The organism is Nonomuraea sp. NPDC001831 (genome assembly GCF_042892035.1).
Classification (GTDB): Bacteria; Actinomycetota; Actinomycetes; order Streptosporangiales; family Streptosporangiaceae; genus Nonomuraea.
Window position 1 is genome coordinate 193,885 of record NZ_JBIATU010000010.1, and the last position, 19,416, is coordinate 213,300.

The following is a 19,416-nucleotide window of genomic DNA, read 5'->3' on the forward strand; positions in this document are numbered from 1 at the left end:
TGTGATCCTCAGAACGACAGCGGTCTCGCTGACCATCGCCCTCCTCGGAGCCGTCCCCTCCGGCCTGCCGGCCCCGCCGGGCGGCCCCGCCCGTACCGTGACGCTGATCACGGGAGACCGGGTGAGCCTCGTCGCCGACGGCGTGCGCGTCGCGCCGGGCAAGGGCCGTGCGGGCGTCGTCTTCAGCACGGAGAAGATCGGCGACCGGCTCCGCGTCGTCCCGGGCGACGCCGTCCCCCTGCTGGCCGCCGGCCGGCTCGACCCCCGCCTGTTCGACGTGACGACCCTGCTGGAGTACGCCCCCGGCGCCCTGCCCCTCATCGTCGCGGGCCCGGACGCCGCCCGCCGGCCGGGCCTGGCCGCCCATGGCATGGCGGTGACCCGCGACCTGCCCGCCGTGAACGGCGCCGCCGTACGCTTCGACGCCGCCGCCGGCTCCTGGCCGGACCTCAGGGCCTCGCTCACCTCCGGCACGGGGAAGATCTGGCTCGACGGCCGGGCGACCCTGTCGCTGGACGGCAGCGTCAAGCAGATCGGCGCCCCCGCCGCCTGGGAGAAGGGCTACACGGGCGCCGGGGTGAAGGTCGCCGTCCTGGACTCCGGCATCGACGACACCCATCCCGACCTGGCCGGCAAGGTGGCGGCCCGCCGGAACTTCACCGGCACGGACACCGCGGCCGACCTCACCGGGCACGGCACCCATGTGGCCTCGACCATCGCCGGGACCGGCGAGCGTTACCGCGGTGTCGCGCCGGGCGCCACCCTCCTGGACGCCAAGGTGTGCGCCGACCGCTGGTGCGCGGAGTCGGCGATCCTGGCCGGCATGCAGTGGGCCGCCGAGCAGGGGGCCAAGGTGGCCAACCTCAGCCTCGGCTCGCCGGACGTCCCCGGCCTGGACCCGTTGGAGGAGGCCGTCCGGACGCTGACCGAGCGGTACGGCGTGCTGTTCGTCGTGGCCGCCGGGAACTACGGCAAGCCGGGCACCGTCTCCTCGCCCTCCACCGCGGACGCGGCCCTGTCGGTCGGCGCGGTGGACCGTGCCGACCGCCTGGCCGTCTTCTCCAGCGCCGGTCCCCGCGCGGGCGACTCGGCGTTGAAGCCCGACCTCACCGCGCCGGGCGTCGCCATCCGCGCCGCGCGTGGCGAGGACTCCCCCGGCGACGGCCCGTACGTCGAGATGTCGGGCACCTCCATGGCGGCCCCGCACGCGGCGGGATCGGCCGCGATCCTGGCCGGGCTGCGCCCGGACTGGACGCCCGAGCAGCTCAAGGCGGCCCTCATGGCCTCCGCCCGGCCGCAGCCCGGCACCGGGATCTACGCCCAGGGTGCGGGCCGCCTCGACGTGGGCCGCGCGATCGGCCAGACGGTGACCGCCTCCCCCGCGTCGGTCAGCTTCGGCGTGCTCGCCTGGCCGCACGACGACGACCAGCCGGTCACCAGGAAGCTCGCCTACCGCAACGACGGCCCTGAGCCGGTGACGCTGCGCCTGTCGGCGCGGGCCGGCGCGGACGTGTTCGCGGTGTCGCCCGGCACGCTGACCGTCCCCGCCGGCGGCCGGGCGGAGGCGACCGTCACCGCCGACACCCGCGGCGACGCGGCCGACGGGCCGCTCGGCGGCTACCTGGAGGCCACCGCCGAGGACGGCACGACCGTGAGCACGCCGCTCGCCGTGGTCAAGGAGGTCGAGAGCTACGACCTGACCCTCGACCGGCCGGGCGCCGCCGACGCGCTGACCACCCTCTACCGGACCGACGTCGCCCGCAAGGACTGGAACCCGGTCACCGTCCAGGCGGGCGGCAGGGTCACGCTGCGGCTGGCCAAGGGCACCTACGTCGTCGACAGCCGGACCACCGACGGCGAAGGTCTGACCATGCTCGTCCATCCCGGCCTGCGCCTGGACCGGGATCAGTCCCTGCGGCTGGACCCGGCTCGGGCGCGGCCGGTGTCCATCGCGCCGCCCGACCCGGCGGCCAGGCACCTGATGACCGAGGTGACCTACGGCGGCCGCACGCTCGACGGCTTCCCCTACTACCTGGGCGCGGAGGCCACCATGTTCGACGCCGCGCCCGGCATCCGCACCGCGCAGGTCGGGTCCGGCCGGTACGACCTGCTGACCAGGGTCGCCGGCCAGTGGGCGGTGCCGGGCCCGGACGGCGACCTGGCGGGCAGCGCTCAGGCGTACCGGCTGGCGTGGTTCGTCCAGGGCCAGGTGCCGACCGGCTTCAGCCGCCGGGTCGGGCGCGCGGACCTGGCCACGATCCGCAGGGACTACGGCGCGCCGGCGGCCGGCACGGACGCGAGCGCCGCGAGCGCCGCCTGGCCCGCGGAGGGACGGTTCTTCGGCATCATGTTCGTGACCGACTTCCGGCCCCCCTTCACGCACACCGAGTACGTCAACACCGGCGGCGGCCTCCGCTGGCAGAACGTCTACACGGAGATGGGCTCGACGTGGGGAGGCGACCTGATCTCGACCCCCCGCAGGTACGAGGCGGGACACGCCTACGACGAGACCTGGAACCGCGGCGTCTTCGGTCCCGCGCCGGTCACCGAGGACGGCACTCCTCCCGTCTCCCGCGCGGGTGACGTGATCTCCGCATTCCCCGCGCTGTACGCCGACGGGGCCGGTCATCCGGGGATGTCGAGCGTGTCCGGCGCGCGGACCGCCCTCTACCGCGACGGCGAGCTGGTGGCGGAGGAGCCCGCTCTGGGGGCGCGGTTCGGCGTGCCGGCCGGGGAGGCGGCCTACCGGCTGGAGACGGCGGCCGAGCGCGGCCCTGAGCTGCTCTCCACCCGTACGGCGGTCGCCTGGACGTTCCGCTCGGCCGGTGGCCGGGACGGCGCGCTGCCGCTGCCGGTCGTCGCCTTCTCGCCCGCGCTGGACCCGGCGAGCGGCGCGCCCGCCGGCCGGGCGTTCGCGGTGCCGGTGTCCGTGCGCGGGCAGGCGGGGGCGGTGCGGGAACTGGCCGTGGAGGTCTCCTACGACGACGGCCGCACCTGGCGGGCGGCGAAGGTCGCGGGCGGCGCCGTACGGCTGCGCCACCCGGCCGGGGCGGGCTTCGTCTCCCTACGCGCCCGCGCCGCCGACACCGGGGGCAACACCGTGGAGCAGACGGTGATCCGCGCCTACCGGATCGGGTGACCCGCCGGTTCGGCGGAGGGCTCGTAGCGCACAGAGCACTCGGGCGACTTTGAGGAAATTTCCGATCTTGCCGTCATTTCCATCCATAAACCGCGATGATCAAGCTCGGCCGGATGCCCACGGGGGGCGCACCGGCCGTTGATTGGAGCCCCATTTTGCGGAGAAGACTCCCACTGTTCGCCACCGCCTTCGTTGCGCTGGCGACCTTGATCCCGGTTCCGGCGGCCAACGCGGCGACGACCGCGAAACCCGCCACGACCACGACGAACGCCATCACCTGGGCGCCCTGCGAGGAGGAGCCCAGCGCCGAGTGCGGCAAGCTCACCGTGCCCATCGACTGGGCCCAGCCGAGCGGGCCCTCGATCGACCTCGCGGTCGCCCGGCGCAAGGCCACCGACCCGGCCGCCAGGGTCGGCTCGCTGGTGATCAACCCCGGCGGCCCTGGCGGGTCCGGCGTGGAGGCCGTCTACGGCGCTCCCGGGTCCTACACCGAGGAACTGCAGCAGCGGTTCGACATCGTCGGCTTCGACCCGCGCGGCGTGGGCCGCAGCCACCCGGTCATCTGCTCGGCGTCGGTCTACAACCAGATGCCGCCGACCGTCATGCGCAGCCAGGCCGACTTCGACGCCTGGAACGCCTTCACCAAGAAGCTGCACCCGGACTGCCGGGCCCGTACCGGCCCGCTCTACGACCACGTGGACTCCGTCTCCGTGGCCCGTGACATGGACGCCCTCCGCGCCGCCCTCGGCGAGGAGAAGCTCACCTACTACGGCATCTCGTACGGCACCCTGATCGGCCAGATGTACGCCGAGCTGTTCCCCGGCCGCATCCGGGCGCTCGCCCTCGACAGCAACATGGACCACAGCCTCGGCGTGAAGGGCTTCTTCGCCACCGAGGCCCTGGCCGTCGAGGACGGCTTCGACCAGTTCGTCGGCTGGTGCCAGCAGGACACCAGCTGCGTGCTGAACGGCCGCGACATCCGCGCGATCTGGAAGAGCCTGCTGGACAAGGCCCGCCGCGGCGAGCTGGTCTACCCCAGCACCGGTCAGCGGATGACCGAGCTGCAGGTCATCTACAACGCCGCGCTGGGCAACGAGGGTCCCGACTGGCGCACGCTGAGCGAAGTGATCAACTGGCTGAACGGCGGCCCGGCCCCCGAATGGGTGCCCCCGCTGCCCGGCCGGGGCCCGGTGGAGGGCGACGTCGCCGAACTGCCGACCCGGATCCTCTGCCAGGACTACAACCTCAAGGTGAACAGCTACGCCGAGTACGCCGCACTCATGCGTACCGCCGGCCTGCTGGCGCCGGACACGAAGTACCACCCGTACCCGACCGACGACCTGCCCATCTGCATGAACTCGGGCGCCCCCGTCAACCCGCCGCACTCGCTGCGGTACACCGGCCAGGCCCCGCTGCTGCTCGGCAACTCCATCCACGACCCGGCCACGCCGTGGATCTGGGCGGCCAACGTCAACCGCCAGCTCGGCTCGAAGGCCGTGCTGCTCACGTACGAGGGCTGGGGTCACCGCATCTACGGCAAGGACAAGTGCCAGACCGACATCATCGACCAGTACCTCATCGACCTGAAGGTTCCGCCGCAGGGCACCCGCTGCGCCGTGGGCACGCCTGAGGAGACGTTCAGGAAGCAGACGAAGCGGGCGTGGCCGTCCGACTCGCTGCCCTGGGCCGGATAGCCCGCACGACACGGGTACGGCCCCGTTCGCGGGCCGTACCCGTCCCCACAAAGGGATATTTGCCCTGGCCAACCCCTCGGTATGGACAATTCAGCGTAAGAAGGTAGCTGACGAGGGGGTGAGCCACGTGATCGAGGTCAAGAGCATCGACAAGCCCGACGAGCGGCGGGACTTCCCGAAGGGCCACCTGGAGATCTGCGAGCTGAGCGGCCTGACGTTCGGGGTCGCCACGTTCGAGCCGGGATGGCGGTGGTCGGAGTCCGTCAGGCCGATCGCCGGCACGTCGTCCTGCCAGGTGCACCACAACGGCTTCGTGGTCTCGGGCCGGATGCGCCTGCGCATGGACGACGGCACCGAGGCCGAGGCGGGGCCGGGCGAGGTCTTCGTCTGCCCGCCCGGACACGACGCCTGGGTGGTCGGGGACGAACAGGTCGTCCTGTACGACTTCGCGGGCGGCGCCGCCGACTACGCCAAGGCGAGTGACGGCTGACGCCGCGCACGCTCCGGACGGACGCCGCCTAGGCGGGCGCGTGCGTCCGTCTGGGAATGATCTCCTCCAGCGCCTCGGCGACGGTGGCGCGTACGCCGAGACGCCCTTCCAGGCCGGTGATCCGCATCAGTCTGGCCGGTTGCGGGGTCGGCGCGGCGACCATCACCGTCCGTCCCGTGGCGGTGATGCGTTTCCACGCGCCGATCAGCGCGCCGAGTCCGGCCGAATCCATGAAGCCGACGTCGGACAGATCGATCAAAGTGACGGCGGCCGGCGTGCCGTCAAGATAGCCGGTCGCCCAATCCTCGATGGCGCCGGCGGTGTGCAGGTCAAGGTCCCCGGCCGGATGCAGAACGACCGTTTCTCCTGCGGAGTTCGCCAGGAGCCGGAAAGTGTCCACTTTCACTGCTATCACTTCCCTTCTTGGTCCGCTCTCCCCTGCCCACCGGCCGACAAACCCCGTGACCTGCCCGCCGGGCGCAGCGCCGCTGCTCAATGCGGATTTTTTCGCGAAGCAATTAGCGGTGCTCCGCGCGGCCATTCCGGATGCGAATGCGCGGCCATTTCTTCGACGCCGGACGCATGCCCATACATGAGTAAAGAAATGCTGGGCAGCGGCAATGAAACGTGATCGCCGACGTTCGAGGAGAGTGAGAACCATGGTCCTGCTCGGCCTGCTGCTCATGGTCGCCGGGTCGGCCGCCGTGGTCGTCCTGTTCACCCAGACGACGACCACCGCCACCGCCGCGCTGACGCTGATGGGCGTCACCTTCCGGGTGGGCGACCTGGAGCTGTTCGCCGCGGGGGCGGCCACCGCCGCCGCGTTCATCTTCGGCGCCTTCCTGATCGCCGCCGGGATCGGCCGCAGGCTGGCCCGCCGCCGCGAACTGCGCCGTCTGCTGGCCGAGCGGGCCGACGACCGGCCCGCCACGGACCAGGACGAGCGCCGCACGACGGACCAGCCCGCCGACCGCCTGGCGGCCACCACCGGGCCCACCACCGGGCCCACCACCGGGCCCACCGCTGGGCCCACCACTGGGCGAACCACTGGGCGCACCGCCGACCGGCAGCCCGACTCCGCCCCCGCCGCGCGTCACCGGACGCCGGCCGACCGCCTGGTCGCCGGCCGCCGCCGCCCGGCCACCGGCTGACTCCGCGACCGCCCGCCCGGCCCCGAACCGCCACGGGACCGGGCCAGGACCGGGCCGGGACCGGGCCAGAACGGGGACGGTCAGGCGGGCAGGGCGTCGGTCGTGGGGACCACCAGGCCGAACAGGTCGCCGATCGTCGTCAGGGCGGCCTCGTGCAGCACGTCGGCGGCCAGCGGCGCGCCGCCGGGGCCGGCCAGGGTTCGGGTGGCGCAGGCGTCGGCGACGACCGTGGGGCGGTAGCCCAGCCGGAAGGCCCCCTGGGCGGTGAAGGTGACGCACATGTGGGTCATGAACCCCGCCAGGACCAGGTCGGGCCCGGCCGCCAGGCCCTCCAGGACGTCCTGAAGCCCGGTCTGGTGGAAGGCGTCGGGGAACGTCTTGACCACCACCGGCTCCCCGTCGCGCGGCGCGACCGGCGCGCTGATCGCCCCGATCTCGGCGCGGACGTCGTACGGGCTGCCGGGGCCGCCGTCGTTGACGACGTGCACGACGCGGGCACCGGCGGCGCGGGCGCGCTCCAGCAGGCGGGCGCCGGCCGCGAGGGCCCGGTCGGCGTCCGGCAGGGCCATGACGCCGGTGCGGTAGGTGTTCTGGTAGTCGATAAGCACGAGGGTCGAGTCGGCCAGCCGGGCGGGCTCGGCCGGCAGTCCGACGACCTGGCGCAGAGTGGGCGAGACGGTGCTGCTCATGGCAGGGATTTCCTTTCGGGCAGGCTCGCGCCGCCGCCCGGCTCGGACGGCGCACGCAGGCAGATGCGGGATCAGGCCACCGTGTGGAAACGGCGGCGGTAGGTGCCGGGGCCGGTGCCCAGACGGCGGCGGAAGGCGCGGTGCAGGGTCTCCACCGAGCCGAGCCCGCTGTCGGCGGCCACCCGGGGCAGCGGCAGGTCGGTGGTCTCCAGCAGCCGGCGCGCCACCTCGACACGCGCCGATTCGACGTACGCGGCCGGGGTGAAGCCGGTCTGCTGCCGGAACACCCGGGTGAACTGGCGCTGGCTCAGCCCCATCCGCGCCGCCAGCTCGACCGTCGTCAGCTCCTCGGCGAGGTGCTCGGCGATCCACAGGCGCAGGTCGTCGATGTCGCGGCGGCCCGAGGCGGCCCGGGTCAGCGGGACGCTGAACTGGCTCTGGCCGCCCTGGCGCTTGAGGTAGACGACCAGTTCGCGGGCCACCGCGAGGGCCGTCTCCTCGCCGTGGTCCTCGGCCACCAGCGCGAGGGTCAGGTCGAGGCAGGCGCTGATGCCCGCGCCCGTCCAGATGCGGCCGCTGGAGCGCAGGAAGATCGGGTCGGGATCGACGGTGACCCGGGGGTGGTCGGCGGCCAGTTGCCCGGCGGTGGACCAGTGGGTGGTGGCGGTCAGGCCGTCCAGGAGGCCGGCCTCGGCCAGGATGTGCGCGCCGACGCACACCGAGGCCACCCGGCGGGCGCCCGGAGCGGTCCGCCGTACCCAGGCGACCACCTCGGCGTCCGTCAGGGCGCGTGGCCCGTCGGGCGTGACGGTCACCGCGCCGGGCACCACCAGGGTGTCCACCTGGTCGCCGACCTCGTCGAACGTCAGGTCGGCGACCAGCCGCACCCCGGCGGACGTGGTGACCTGGCCGCCCTGGGGCCCGGCCAGCCGCACGTCGTACAGGGCGCGACCGGCGACCCGGTTGGCCAGGGCGAACACCTCGGCCGGGCCGGTGACGTCGAGCAGGTCGACGTCCGGGAAGAGCGCGATGACGACGCGGTGAGCAGCGGGCATGACCCGATTCTCACCGAACTGGCGGAATGTCCGCAACGACAGTTATCTGTCATATCTGGCCATCGGGCAGGCGGCCGGGCCGGTCAGCCGACGTGCAGGTCGGCCGGTTCGCCGAGCCGCAGGGCCAGCAGCGCGACGTCGTCGGTGAAGCCCTCGCCCCGGTGCACGAGCAGCAGCTCGCACATCTCCTCCAGGGGCAGGTGGCGCAGCCGGGAGGCGGTGCGGATCAGGCTCTCCATGCCCCGGTCGAGGCCGTGCGCGGGGTCCTCGACGAGCCCGTCGGTGTAGAGCAGCAGCGTGGACCCGGCCGGGATGACCTGCTCGTGGTCGGGCCGGGGCAGGTCGGGGGTGACGCCGAGGGGGTGGCCGCCCTCGGCCCGCAGGTAGCGGGCGGGGCCCTCGACGGGGAGCAGCAGCGGGGGCAGGTGCCCGGCGGTGGCCCACCTCAGCCGCCAGTCGGTGCCGCCGTACTCCTCCAGGCGGGCCAGCAGCACCGTCGCCATCGGGCCGCCGTGCAGGGCGTGCAGGATCTCGTCGAGGCGGCGCAGGATGTGGGACGGCGGCTCGCAGTGCTCGTAGGCGAGCACCCGCAACATGTTGCTGATCTGGCTCATGACGGTGGCCGAGCGCAGGTCGTGGCCCATCACGTCGCCGACCATCAGGCAGGGCACGCCGTCGGGCAGGACGATCGCGTCGTACCAGTCGCCGCCGATGCGCGGGACGGTGCTGGAGGGCAGGTAGCGGGCGCAGGCCCACAGGCCGTTCAGGTCGGGCAGCGACGGGAGCAGGCTGCGCTGGAACTCCTCGGTGTTGCGGCGGATGCGCTCGTAGAGGCGGGCGTTCTCGATGGCGACGCCGGCCGCGCTGGCCAGCGCCGCGACGATCCGCTCGTCGTCGCCGGTGAACGGCAGGCCCGACCGTTTGTCGGCGAAGTACAGGTTGCCGTACACGGTGCCGCGGACCAGGATCGGCGTGCCGAGCAGGGTGTGCATCACCGGATGGCCGGGAGGGTACTCGCGGAAGCTGGGGTGGGCGAGCACGTCGTCCACGCGCAGCGGCCGCGGCCGGGCCATCAGCTCCTGGAGCAGGCCGTGGCTGGTCGGCAGGCGGCCGATGGCGTCGTGCACGTCTTCGGCGACGCCGTAGGTGAACAGGTCGGCGAACTCGCCCTCGTCGTTGAGCACGCCGAGGGCGCCGTACTGAGCGTCCACCAGGTCGGCCGAGACCTCCACGATGGTGCGGAGGGCCGCGTTCAGCTCCAGCTCGGAACTGATCGCGAGGACGGCCTCCAGCAGGCGCGCCATCCGGCCGTGCAGATCCTCGATCTGCGTCAGGCTCGCCTGCAGCCGCCGGAGCTTCTCGGCACCGAACGGCCCCAGGTCTCCGCCGTACGCGCCGCCCTCCGGCCGCTGTCCGCCCACCCCACCCCCCGAGATGCCCTTGCCCAGGTCATGCCCCCGGTCACCGGCATGACACCTGGTCACGGGCACTGCGGGAGGGCGCTCAGAGCACCTTGGAGGAGGCAGCCGCCCAGGTGTTGCAGGAGCCCGGGTCGCCGGTGGCGAAGCCTTGCTTGATCCAGGAGCGGATGGTGGCGCTCTTGCCGTACGAGCTGTACTTGCCCTCCTTGTCCCCGTTGGGAAGGGTGAGGAAGTAGCCCCAGTCCTTCTTCGACCTGCCCTCCAGGGGCCAGACGCTCTTGATGAACGCGCCGGACAGGCAGGCCACCTGAAGATGATTGCGCCGGTCCTGCTCACGCTCCTCGGCCTTGCCGCGGTACGTGATCACGTCGTAGGCGTCGGCGACCCCGACGAGGTTCTGCACGTGGTAGCCGTACATCGAGGCGGTCGTGTGGAGCAGCCACAGGTCGCTCGGGTCGTCGGTCCAGTCCTTGCCGATCTGGAAGGCCAGCGTGCGGGTCTTGTCGCAGTACCACGCCTGCGACGCTTCGTTGCTCCCCGCGATGCCGCAGTAGCTCTTGGGGATGCGGTCCATGTGCCGCACCTTCACCGGCGCGTACGGCAGCCCCGCCGCGGTCAGGTGCTGCTGCCAGGTGGTCTCCAGGCAGGCGATGACGGCGTCCACGTAGGCGCGGGCCTGCTTGACGTTGTGGCGCTTGACCCGCGGCTCGGCGCAGGTGGTCGTGGGCAGCGGGCCCGCCTCGTAGAGGGGGTTGGCGATCAGCTTGGGGTGCTTGACCGGGTAGGCCGCACTCTCGGCGGCGGCCGTGCCGGCCAGGGAGGCCGTGAGCACGCCCGCCATCGTCAAGATCATGAGGGGTTTCACGAAGGGTGACAATAGGGCCAGAACCCCGCCGCCACAAGCTGGTCAGCCGGTCACGGTGGTGACGTTCAGTTGCGGGTCGGAGCGGATCTCGGCGTCGGTGAAGCGTTCCGTGACCCAGCCTCCCCGGGAGAACAGGGCGGTCTGGTCGGTGTGGTGGGGGGAGCTCGGGTCGGCGGACAGGGAGTAGGTCAGGACGGTGCGGGTGCGCGGCCCGTCCGGGGTGAGCTCGACGGCCATCATGAAGCTGGAGCCGGTGTTCACGTCGGGGTAGCGGCCGTCCTTGCCGAGCGGGCCGGAGTTGCGGACGCGGTCGAAGCAGCCCTCCCCCTCGGTGCAGCCGGGGATCGGGACCGACGCGTAGTGCTGGGCCTGGCCGGTGGTCAGGGTCAGGGGCAGGCGGTTGTCGCGGAAGAACAGCACGGCGTCGGCCAGGGCGCGCCGCACGGCGGGGTCGTCCCGCTTGAGCCCGCGCGGCGTGGTGAGCGGGCGGGCGGGGTCGAACGGCACCCGCCACCAGCTCTGCGGCGGCTCTCCGGGCTTGACGGGGGCCTGCAGCCCGTCGAAGAACCGCCGCCACAACACGGCCCCCTCGCCGTCCAGGGTGGCGCGCCCGTCCCAGCGGGTCAGGGTCCGGCAGGCGTCCCGTACGTCGACCCGCTCCCCCGAGGAGGCCCGCAGCTCGCGTCGCTCCCGGCACAACGCCTTCAGGTCCGTGCGCATGAGCTCGAAGCCGAGGTTGCGCTTGCTGCGCGCGGTGGCTTGGAGCGTCTCCAGGGTGAAGCCGGGCGCGCCGAGCCCGTCGGCGCCCTTGAGCCGCCGGTCGATCATGTCCAGGCTGACCCGGGGCCGCAGCTCCACGTCGGTCCGTACGGTGCCCCAGACCTGGTCGTAGCCGGTCAGCGGCGCGGCCGGGTTCGTCATCCACGGGCTGTTGTTGGAGTTGGCGACGTAGTCGGCGCGGGTCAGGCCGGGCTGGTTGCCGGGGCCGAAGATGCCCGGCACGACGGCGTCGGCGTCCTTGCCCCACAGGCACGCCGAGGTCGAGCCGTCCAGGACGAAGGCGTCGATCGACGGGTCGGGCGACGGCTTGGCGCACCGGCGGGCCTGGGCGTCGGTGACGTGCGGGACGACGGAGGCGTCGGCGAAGGACGCCGTCCCCCCGACGTCCGTGGCCAGCGTGTAGACGAACGGCAGGCCCTGGTGGGCGTCCTGGGCGGCGCGCAGCCCGCGCAGGTCGCCGGCCTTGGCCATCGCCAGCCACTCGTCGGCCGCCCGCAGGTTGGCGGCGTTGACGTCGGCCAGCGCGTACGCGTACTCCTCGCCGCGCCCGGCGGCCAGCACCGGGCCGTAGCGGGAGGTGAACAGGGTGCGCGAGACGAGGGTGCCGTCCTGGAGCGGGACCACGACCTCCTGGCGGCCCATCGGCTCGGGCCGGCCGTCGACCAGGTAGGTGGTCGGGTCGCCCTGCGCCAGTCGGAGCCGGTAGAGGGTGAACCGCTGGGCGTGGGAGACGGTGTGGGTCCAGGCAACGGTCCTGTTGTGGCCGATCTGCACGACGGGGGTGCCGTACAGGCTGCCGCCGGCGACGTCCAGCACGCCGGGGATGGTGAGCTGCACCTGGTAGAAACGGCGGACGCCGTTCCACGGGAAGTGCGGGTCGGCCAGCAGCATGCCGTGGCCGTCGCGGGTGGCCTCGCGGCCCAGCGCCCAGCCGTTGCTGCCGGGGGCGCGGCGCGGGCCGTCGTCCCCGTCGTCGCCGCCGCCGACGATGGCCTCCTTGAGCGCCGAGCTGCCCGACATGCGGCCGAGGTCGAGGAGGTTGGCCCAGACGTCGTCGGCGGTGATCGGGCCGACCCACGACTTGCCGCGGCAGGTGGGGTCGGGCAGGTTCGCCACGCCGGTGTCGTCGAGGTAGCGGTTGTAGCCGGCCACGTACCCGTCGACCAGCTCGCGCAGCTCCGCGCTCGGCCCGACGGGGGCGGGCCTGGCCAGCAACCGCCGGACGACGCCGGAGTCGGCGACGCTGCGGTGGTAGAGGTCGCTGGTGAGGTTGGCGACCGGGCGCACCGGGTCGTCGGACAGGGCCCGCGGGCCGAAGTGGCGGGATCGTTCGCCGCGCAACGTCACCACCCACGAGGCCAGCACGCACAGGTTGTCCTGGGCGAAGGCGTACCCGTAGCCGAAGCCGAGGCCGCCGTGGTCCTTGGCGGACACGTGCGGGATGCCGTACTCGGTGCGCCGGATCTCGGCCGAGTAGCGGCCGGCGGCGGCCGCGGCCGGCCGGGCAGGCGGGGCCGTGAGCAGGCCGGCGAGCACGGCGAGCACGATCGCCGCGCAGGACGCTCGCAGCTTCATGGGGCTCCTATTCGAAACGCGCGTTGTCGGGCGAGGTCATGCGCCGCAGCAGCGGCAGGACGGTCGAGATCACCAGCAGGGAGGCCACCAGCCCGCCGCCGACGCCGGCGAAGTAGGCGGGCCCCGGCATCGCCAGGGAGGCCCCCTTCATGGCGAGGGCGTCGATGAACGGCGCCGCCACCCCGAACCCGGCCCCGGCCGCCACGACGGCCGCCAGGACGAGCGGCAACGCCGACTCCAGCAGCACGACCGCGCCCAGGGTGCGGCCGGGCGTGCCGGCCAGCCGCAGCAGCGTGAACGGCTGGCGGCGTTCCACCAGTCCGCCGCCGACCGCCACCAGCAGGCTGCAGCCGCCGGCGAGCAGCGTCAGCGCGACCATGGCCAGCGCGACGTTCTCGGCCTGCGTGTAGAGCGCCGCCCGGACCTGGGCGACCTCGTCGAACGTCATCGGCGGGCCGGTGCTCTGCCCGGCCAGCAGGGTGCGGATCTCCTCCAGCGTCGCCGGGTCGGCCATGGTGACCAGCACGGAGGCCAGGTTGAGCCCGTCGGCGGAGACCGGCTCGCTGTCGGGCCCGGCGAGGGGGATCAGCTTGTCGATGGTGAGCGGGTTGTCTGCCTCCACCACCCGGTCGAACCGTCCGGCGACCGCCCGCGCGCCCGGTGGGCACTGCCCGAGCGCCGGGAAGCGGGCCAGGTCGGCGCACTCGACGACCGCGCGGGGCGGCGGCGGCCGCTCGGGGTCGATCACCCGGTTCTCCGCCTCCTCCTTCGCGGCGTGGATCGGCAGCACGCCGACGCCCGGATACGCGCGCAGCCGGGCCACCAGCTCGGCCCCGGCCCGCGGCGACAACCCGCCGCCGCCGAGGTCGCCGAGCGGGGCGCGCAGCACGCCGGACAGCGTGCCGCCGGCCACCGCCCGCTGGCCGTCCACCACGGCGGGCACGATCCCGGCGATCGCCGTCCCGATGAACACCGCGAGGACGAGCCCGCTCACCGACCTGAAGGCGGCCTTCGGGTCGGCGGCCAGCCGCCGGGCGGCCAGCAGCGTCGCCGCTCCGCCGGTCAGCCGGGCAGCCAGGCGGGCGGCCAGCATCGTCAGCCAGGGGCCGGCCAGGATGAGCCCGATCATGATCAGCGCCAGGCCCGCCGAGGCCGGCCCGGCGTCCGGCTTGCGGTCGTCGGTCTGGAACATCGGCACCGCGAACAGCGCCAGCCCGGCCAGCAGCGGGATCGCCCGCCAGGCGCGCGGCGGCCGTGGGGCGCCCTTCCTGAGCGCGCCCAGCGGCGAGATCCGGACCCGGCGCAGCGACCACAGCGCGCTCACCCCGGCCAGCAGCGGGACGCCGGCGAGCACGGCCGCGTACTGCCAGGCGGCCAGGGTCACCGTGTCGGGGAAGAACCGGGAGCCGGTGACGCGGATGCCGGCGACGGCGGGACGTACCAGGAGGAAGAGCACGATCCCGGCGAGCGTGCCGGTCAGCGCGCCGAGCGCGGAGTCCACCGCGGCGAACAGGTTGACCTGCCGGGACGTGCCGCCCACCAGCCGGATCGCGGCGAAGCGCGCCTCGCGGCGGGCGGCGGCCAGCCGGGTGGCGGTGTTGACCAGCACCAGCAGCGGCAGCAGCAGCCCGACGGCCGCGATCGCGAACCCGAAGTGGTAGACGTCGGCGTCGCCGTCGACGGCGGGCTCGTCGGCCGTCGTGTCGACCTGCCGGGTGCCGAGCAGGGCGGCGACCTGCTCGGGCGTGCGGCCGATCACGATGGTCAGGTCGTCGGGGCCGGTGAGCGCGGCGCGGCCGATCGTCCCTGCCCTCGTGCCGGGGAAGCGGTCGGCGAGCTGCGCGCGCGGCGCCGAGTCCAGCAGCCCGGCCAGCGCCGGGGAGACGTAGTACTGGCCGGGCGCGGGCATGCGCGACAGCCCGGGGACGACGGGAGCCTGACCGCCGAGCGCGGCGGCGTCGAGCCGCCTGATCGGGCGTCCGGCGTAGTAGTCCTCGTGGTAGTTCCACAGGGCGCCGGTGGCGGTGGCGTCGAGGGCCCAGCCGCTGGGGGCGGTGCCGCGGGTGCACTCCCAGCAGGTGCGCTCGCCGGCCGTCTGGAAGGCGTTGAACAGGGAGAGCGTGGCCAGCAGCACCGTCACGCCGACCGCCACGCCCGCGACGATCAGCGCGAGCCGGGCGGCCGCCTCCCTGCCTCCGGCCAGCGACAGCCGCAGGCCGAGGGCGATCACCGTACGACCTGACCGGCGAAGGGGTCGGTGAGCCGGCCGTCGCGGACGATGACCTCCCGGTCGGCGCAGGAGGCGACGCGGGCGTCGTGGGTCACCACGAGCACGGTCGTGCCCTCCTCGCGCGCCAGGCCGACCAGCAGTTCCATGACGTGCTCGCCGGTCAGCGAGTCGAGCGAGCCGGTCGGCTCGTCGGCGAACAACACCCGCGGCCCGGTCACCAGCGCCCTGGCGATCGCCACCCGCTGCGCCTGCCCGCCGGACAGCTCGCCGATGCGCCGCCCGCCCAGCTCGGCCAGCTCCAGCCGCTCCAGCCAGCCCGCCGCCCGCCGGTACGCCTCCTTGCGCCCGGTACGCGCGAGCAGCAGCGGCAGGGCGACGTTGTCGGCCGCGGTGAGCTCCGGCACGAGCTGCCCGAACTGGAACACGAAGCCGAACGCGGTGCGCCGCAGCCGGGTGCGGCGGTCGTCGCTCATGGTGTCCAGGCGGCTGCCGTCGAACCACACCTCGCCGCTGTCGGGGGTGAAGATCCCGGCCAGGCAGTGCAGCAACGTCGACTTGCCCGAGCCGCTCGGGCCCATGACCGCCACGATCTCGCCGGCCGCCACCTCCAGGCTCGCCTCCCGCAGCGCCGGGGTGCGGCCGAAGGAGCGGCTGATCCCGCGGGCCTCCAGGATCACGACGACCCCCGCACCAGCTCGGCCAGCGCGTCCAGCCGCGCCTGCGTGACGTCGATCCAGCGCAGGTCGGCTTCCAGGTGGAACATGCCGTGGTCGGCGAGCAGCGCGTCGGCGAGCGAGTCCCCCCGCTTGATCTGCGCGAACTCGCGCATGCGCCGCAGGTGGGTGGCGCGCTGGAGGTCGAGGTAGGCCGCCGCGTCGCGGCCCAGCATCAGCGCCAGCACGACCTTGGTGAACAGCACGGTCTGCAGGTACGGCTCGGCCGCGACCGGCTCGCTCAGCCACGCCTCGACCTCACGCGCGCCGACGGGGGTGATCGCGTAGCGCTTGCGCTCGGGGCCGTCGCCGGGCTCGCTCTCCCCGGCGGTGACCTTGCCGTCCCTGGCCAGCCGGCCGAGGGTGGAGTACACCTGGCCGAAGGGCAGGGACTTGCCGCGGCCGAAATAGGTGTCGTAGTCGCGCTTCAGGTCGTAGCCGTGGCTCGGCTCCCGCTCAAGGAGTCCGAGCAGCGCAAGAGGAACGCTCATGCTCCCGCACTATATACCGAGGGTATATACGGGGAGGATAATCGCACGAGCTCGGTCGGCGTCCCTCAGGAGGTGGCGCTGGGTGACGGCGTGGGCCGGTGGTCGCCGTGCCGGGGGCCGCCCTTGTCGCCGTGCCAGTCGCCGTTCCTGTCGCCGTTCCGGTCGTCCCAGCGGTCGTCGCCGTGGGGGTGCCGGCCGCGGCCGTCGCGGGCGGTCACGTCGTGGACGGTGACGGCGGTGGCCGTGCCGCCGGTGACCTTGGCGCTGACCATGACCTTCTGGCCGGTCTTGATCGCGTCGATGCCCTGGTCGCGGTTGATCCGGGTGCCGGCGTCGACGGCGTACTCCTTGGTGTAGCCGTCCGCGCTCTTGACCGTGACGGAGTTCTGGCCGACGGCGGTGACGTCGCCGTACTGGGTGGCCACCGTCACGTACGCGCCCTGCCCGTCGGGCACGACGAACTCGCCGTGGACGGGCGGGCCGCCGAACCCGCGCCCCCAGCCGCGTCCCTTGTCGGACGGCGAGCCCGACGGGACGGCCGACGGGCTCGCCGCGGGCGGGGGCGTGCCGGTGGGCGACGGCGACGGCGCCGGCGAGAGCGCCGAGGCGGCGGCCACGCCGGCGCCGGTGGCCAGGACGACCGCGGTGGTCGCGGCGAGCAGTACGGAGCGGGGGAATCGGCGCCTGGGCGGTTCGTGCTCCAGGGTCTCCGCCTTGCCGAATCCGTCAGGCCCAGAGGTCATGGTCTTTCCTCTCCATGGGATACAACACCACAACCCTGCCCCGAACCGCCTAAAACGGTCGTAAACGCCCATCGACCTGCGGCCCGCGTCCCCGCGCGCGGGCCGCGGCCGCCGTCAGGAGGCCGAGACGCGCACGAGCGCGCGTTCCCCGTCACGCAGGACGGCGATCCGGGTGCCGGTGTCGGGCACCTTCACCCCGAGCTGCGGCAGATCGGGGTGCCAGTAGACGCCCCGGTGGTCGTCGAACACCGGGACGCCCGGACGCGCCGGGAACACGGCGGGAACGCCCGCCGAGTGCAGCCGCAGCCGGTCCGTGCGGGCATTGCCGAACGGCGCGTCGAACACCTGGAGCCGCGCCCCGGCCGCCGCCCCACTGGCCCAGCGCAGCGGCTCGGGCCGGGCGTCGACGGGCAGGATCATGCCCTCGCCGGGGTGGTCGCGGGTGGTGTTGTCGCCGTACCAGGCGTCCCAGAGCCAGATGAGCACGCCCTGCTGGTACGGGTAGTGCTCGACCCGCTGGCTGCCGGTCCACCCGAAGTTGTACGGCCCGGTCCGCAGGTAGGCGTTGTACCCGGTGTACCGCCGGTTCTCGGCGAGGTAGGCCCGGGAGAAGCGCTGCACGCCTACCTCTCCGCTGCGGGCGAAGCCCACCGCCGTCCACTCGCCCTCGCCCTGCTCGACGTCGTCGGCGAACACGCCGGGCACCTGGACGTCGTCCAGCCGGAAGCCGGACTCGGAGGTGTTGGAGTCGGTCGAGTAGCGGAAGCGGAACCAGATCCTGCCGCCCGCGTACGGGCTCAGATCGTAGGCGATCTCCCGCCAGTCCGAGCTGCCGGTGAGCGGCTGCCCGACCGGCGTCCAGGCCGCGCCGTCGCGGGAGACCTCGGCGTACAGGAAGTCGTAGCCCTGCTCGATCGCGTAGGCCGCGTGCGCCCTGAGCGTCGGCTCCGTGGCCCGGGAGAGGTCGATCTGCCGGGTGAGCGTCTGCTCGAGGTTGTCGCCCTTGCCGCTCCACCACTGCCACTCCCCCTGGTACGGCCGGCCCAGGGGGGTGCTGATCTCGCGCGCCGGCAGGTCCACCACGAGCGCCTGCGGATCACGGGTGTTGTAGGAGCCGACGCCGAGGGTGTGCGTGGAGGGGGTGGCGGCGCGGGCCCGGTCGTAGGCCAGCCAGCCGAGCTGGAGCTTGCTCCAGGCGTCCAGGTCGCCGGCGTACTCGCCGAGCGGGCCGGTCCGCGAGCTCAGGTAGGAGCCGGACGACATCAGCGACCAGAAGTTGACCGAGTTGTCGCCGCCGCCCGCGTACAGGTCGGGCAGGCCCAGGTCGTGGCCGAACTCGTGGGCGGTCAGGCCGACGCCGCTGTTCTCGCCGACCGTCAGGTAGTCGCCGACCCAGATGCCGGTGTCGCCGATCTGGGTGCCGCCGTTGCGGTTGCCCTCGGGGCCGGCCTGGCCGCGCTCGGGCCAGTAGGCGAAGTAGCGGTGGGCCCAGACGGCGTCGGCGCCCTGCGCGCCGCCGCCCCAGGTCTCGTCCACGCCGGCGTGCACGACCTGGTAGTGGTCCAGGTAGCCGTCGGGCTCGTCGAAGTCGCCGTCGTTGTCGTGGTCGTAGCGGTCCCAGACGTCGTACTTGGCCAGTTCTGCGCGGATCTGCTCCACCGTCCTGCCCTTGGCCTTCTCGGCCTCGTACCAGGCGTTGGCCGAGTCGCGGACCAGGTCCCAGTTGTTCCAGCAGATGCCGCCCTCCTCGGGGGCGCACCGGTCGCTGCCGTAGCGGGCCTCGTTGTACGGCACGCGTACCCAGTCGCTGACGTAGCCGTCGAGGTCGTAGCGGCCGGAGGACTGGAGGCGGTAGTAGTCGCGCAGGGAGTTGCCGCCGGTGGCGAAGTAGGACTTCGTGTAGGAGGCGCGGTCGAAGTCGGGACGCCAGAGGGTGTGGTTGTCGTCGGTGCCGCGCGGGTCGGGGATCGTGTTGTGGCGGGGGCCGGGCTGACCGCCGTACTTGATCTGGCCGTCGATCTTCGTCTCGTTGTCCACCTTGTCGCCGAACTCGGCCAGGACGACGAAGACCTGGTCCTTGCGCTCCTGGGCGAGCTCGACGTAGCGGTGGCCGACCTTGGCCGAGCGGCCAGGCCGCGCCTTGGCCGCCGCCGCGTCCGGGGATAAGACGCCTTCGACGGCCTGCCTGCGCAGCGCCGCCTGCTCGCGTTGCTGCGGGCTGAGCGGGGAGATCTCCCTGCTCATCTTCTTCGCGGGCGGCGCCGCGGTCTCCGCCGCCGCGGCGGAGACGGAAGGGACGCCGAGCGCGGCGATCGCCAGGAGGGCGGCCGCCGCGGAGAGAGTGATTCGCATGGCATGTAACATGTCACACTTCAAGTCT

At 73.5% G+C, this 19,416-nt stretch carries 15 protein-coding genes; 4 read left to right on the top strand and 11 right to left on the bottom strand.

The window, feature by feature from the left end:
* Position 1: 1 nt before the first annotated feature.
* The 3 genes from ACFYYW_RS30150 to ACFYYW_RS30160 all read left to right on the top strand — a co-directional run bounded on the left by ACFYYW_RS30150 (position 2) and on the right by ACFYYW_RS30160 (position 5,323).
* A complete protein-coding gene (locus ACFYYW_RS30150; RefSeq protein ID WP_387653440.1) occupies positions 2-3,139 on the top strand; it encodes a S8 family serine peptidase in 3,138 nt (1,045 codons plus the stop codon).
* A gap of 206 nt (positions 3,140-3,345) precedes the next feature.
* Entirely contained in the window at positions 3,346-4,833 is a 1,488-nt protein-coding gene (locus ACFYYW_RS30155; protein WP_387653443.1) for an alpha/beta fold hydrolase, read from the top strand.
* 127 nt (positions 4,834-4,960) lie between these two features.
* Positions 4,961-5,323, top strand: a complete 363-nt coding sequence (locus tag ACFYYW_RS30160; protein WP_352330345.1) for a cupin domain-containing protein — start codon at positions 4,961-4,963, stop codon at positions 5,321-5,323.
* 28 nt (positions 5,324-5,351) lie between these two features.
* On the opposite strand, the gene ACFYYW_RS30165 is transcribed toward ACFYYW_RS30160, so the two are convergent.
* Complete coding sequence (locus tag ACFYYW_RS30165; RefSeq protein WP_352330347.1) at positions 5,352-5,723, bottom strand: STAS domain-containing protein; 372 nt, start codon at positions 5,721-5,723, stop codon at positions 5,352-5,354.
* Positions 5,724-5,973: 250 nt separating this feature from the next.
* Between ACFYYW_RS30165 and ACFYYW_RS30170 the strand changes: the two genes are divergently transcribed.
* Positions 5,974-6,474: a hypothetical protein gene (locus ACFYYW_RS30170; RefSeq protein ID WP_387653447.1), complete on the top strand. Its 501-nt coding sequence runs from the start codon at positions 5,974-5,976 to the stop codon at positions 6,472-6,474.
* Between the two features lie 80 nt (positions 6,475-6,554).
* Here the strand turns inward: ACFYYW_RS30170 and ACFYYW_RS30175 are convergent, their stop codons facing one another.
* The 10 genes from ACFYYW_RS30175 to ACFYYW_RS30220 form a co-directional block, all read right to left on the bottom strand.
* Positions 6,555-7,163 (bottom strand): cysteine hydrolase family protein, encoded by a 609-nt coding sequence (locus ACFYYW_RS30175; protein WP_387653450.1) that lies wholly within the window; start codon positions 7,161-7,163, stop codon positions 6,555-6,557.
* 71 nt (positions 7,164-7,234) lie between these two features.
* Positions 7,235-8,218: a GlxA family transcriptional regulator gene (locus ACFYYW_RS30180; RefSeq protein WP_387653452.1), complete on the bottom strand. Its 984-nt coding sequence runs from the start codon at positions 8,216-8,218 to the stop codon at positions 7,235-7,237.
* 83 nt (positions 8,219-8,301) lie between these two features.
* Positions 8,302-9,639 carry a PP2C family protein-serine/threonine phosphatase gene (locus ACFYYW_RS30185; RefSeq protein WP_387653455.1) on the bottom strand — a complete coding sequence of 446 codons (1,338 nt, stop codon included), beginning with the start codon at positions 9,637-9,639 and terminating at the stop codon, positions 8,302-8,304.
* A gap of 82 nt (positions 9,640-9,721) precedes the next feature.
* Complete coding sequence (locus tag ACFYYW_RS30190) at positions 9,722-10,504, bottom strand: neutral zinc metallopeptidase (RefSeq protein ID WP_387653458.1); 783 nt, start codon at positions 10,502-10,504, stop codon at positions 9,722-9,724.
* 42 nt (positions 10,505-10,546) lie between these two features.
* Complete coding sequence (locus tag ACFYYW_RS30195) at positions 10,547-12,859, bottom strand: penicillin acylase family protein (protein WP_387653461.1); 2,313 nt, start codon at positions 12,857-12,859, stop codon at positions 10,547-10,549.
* A 7-nt stretch (positions 12,860-12,866) separates the two neighbouring features.
* Positions 12,867-15,089 carry an FtsX-like permease family protein gene (locus tag ACFYYW_RS30200; RefSeq protein ID WP_387653464.1) on the bottom strand — a complete coding sequence of 741 codons (2,223 nt, stop codon included), beginning with the start codon at positions 15,087-15,089 and terminating at the stop codon, positions 12,867-12,869.
* Entirely contained in the window at positions 15,086-15,766 is a 681-nt protein-coding gene (locus tag ACFYYW_RS30205; protein ID WP_352328447.1) for an ABC transporter ATP-binding protein, read from the bottom strand. Before ACFYYW_RS30205 ends, ACFYYW_RS30200 begins: the two co-directional genes overlap by 4 nt.
* Positions 15,763-16,293, bottom strand: coding sequence for a PadR family transcriptional regulator (locus tag ACFYYW_RS30210; protein ID WP_352328448.1), 531 nt, complete (start codon positions 16,291-16,293; stop codon positions 15,763-15,765). The genes ACFYYW_RS30205 and ACFYYW_RS30210 overlap by 4 nt, the downstream gene beginning before the upstream one ends.
* A gap of 65 nt (positions 16,294-16,358) precedes the next feature.
* Positions 16,359-17,036 carry a hypothetical protein gene (locus ACFYYW_RS30215; RefSeq protein ID WP_387653468.1) on the bottom strand — a complete coding sequence of 226 codons (678 nt, stop codon included), beginning with the start codon at positions 17,034-17,036 and terminating at the stop codon, positions 16,359-16,361.
* Between the two features lie 114 nt (positions 17,037-17,150).
* A complete protein-coding gene (locus ACFYYW_RS30220; RefSeq protein ID WP_387653471.1) occupies positions 17,151-19,388 on the bottom strand; it encodes an immune inhibitor A domain-containing protein in 2,238 nt (745 codons plus the stop codon).
* Between the last annotated feature and the right edge of the window lie 28 nt (positions 19,389-19,416).

Excerpts from the sequence above, each read along its gene's own strand:
- ACFYYW_RS30175 (WP_387653450.1), bottom strand. The coding sequence starts at position 7,163 with ATGAGCAGCACCGTCTCGCCCACTCTGCGCCAGGTCGTCGGACTGCCG.
- ACFYYW_RS30180 (WP_387653452.1), bottom strand. The coding sequence starts at position 8,218 with ATGCCCGCTGCTCACCGCGTCGTCATCGCGCTCTTCCCGGACGTCGAC.
- ACFYYW_RS30195 (WP_387653461.1), bottom strand. The coding sequence starts at position 12,859 with ATGAAGCTGCGAGCGTCCTGCGCGGCGATCGTGCTCGCCGTGCTCGCC.
- ACFYYW_RS30210 (WP_352328448.1), bottom strand. The coding sequence starts at position 16,293 with ATGAGCGTTCCTCTTGCGCTGCTCGGACTCCTTGAGCGGGAGCCGAGC.
- ACFYYW_RS30215 (WP_387653468.1), bottom strand. The coding sequence starts at position 17,036 with ATGACCTCTGGGCCTGACGGATTCGGCAAGGCGGAGACCCTGGAGCAC.
- ACFYYW_RS30220 (WP_387653471.1), bottom strand. The coding sequence starts at position 19,388 with ATGCGAATCACTCTCTCCGCGGCGGCCGCCCTCCTGGCGATCGCCGCG.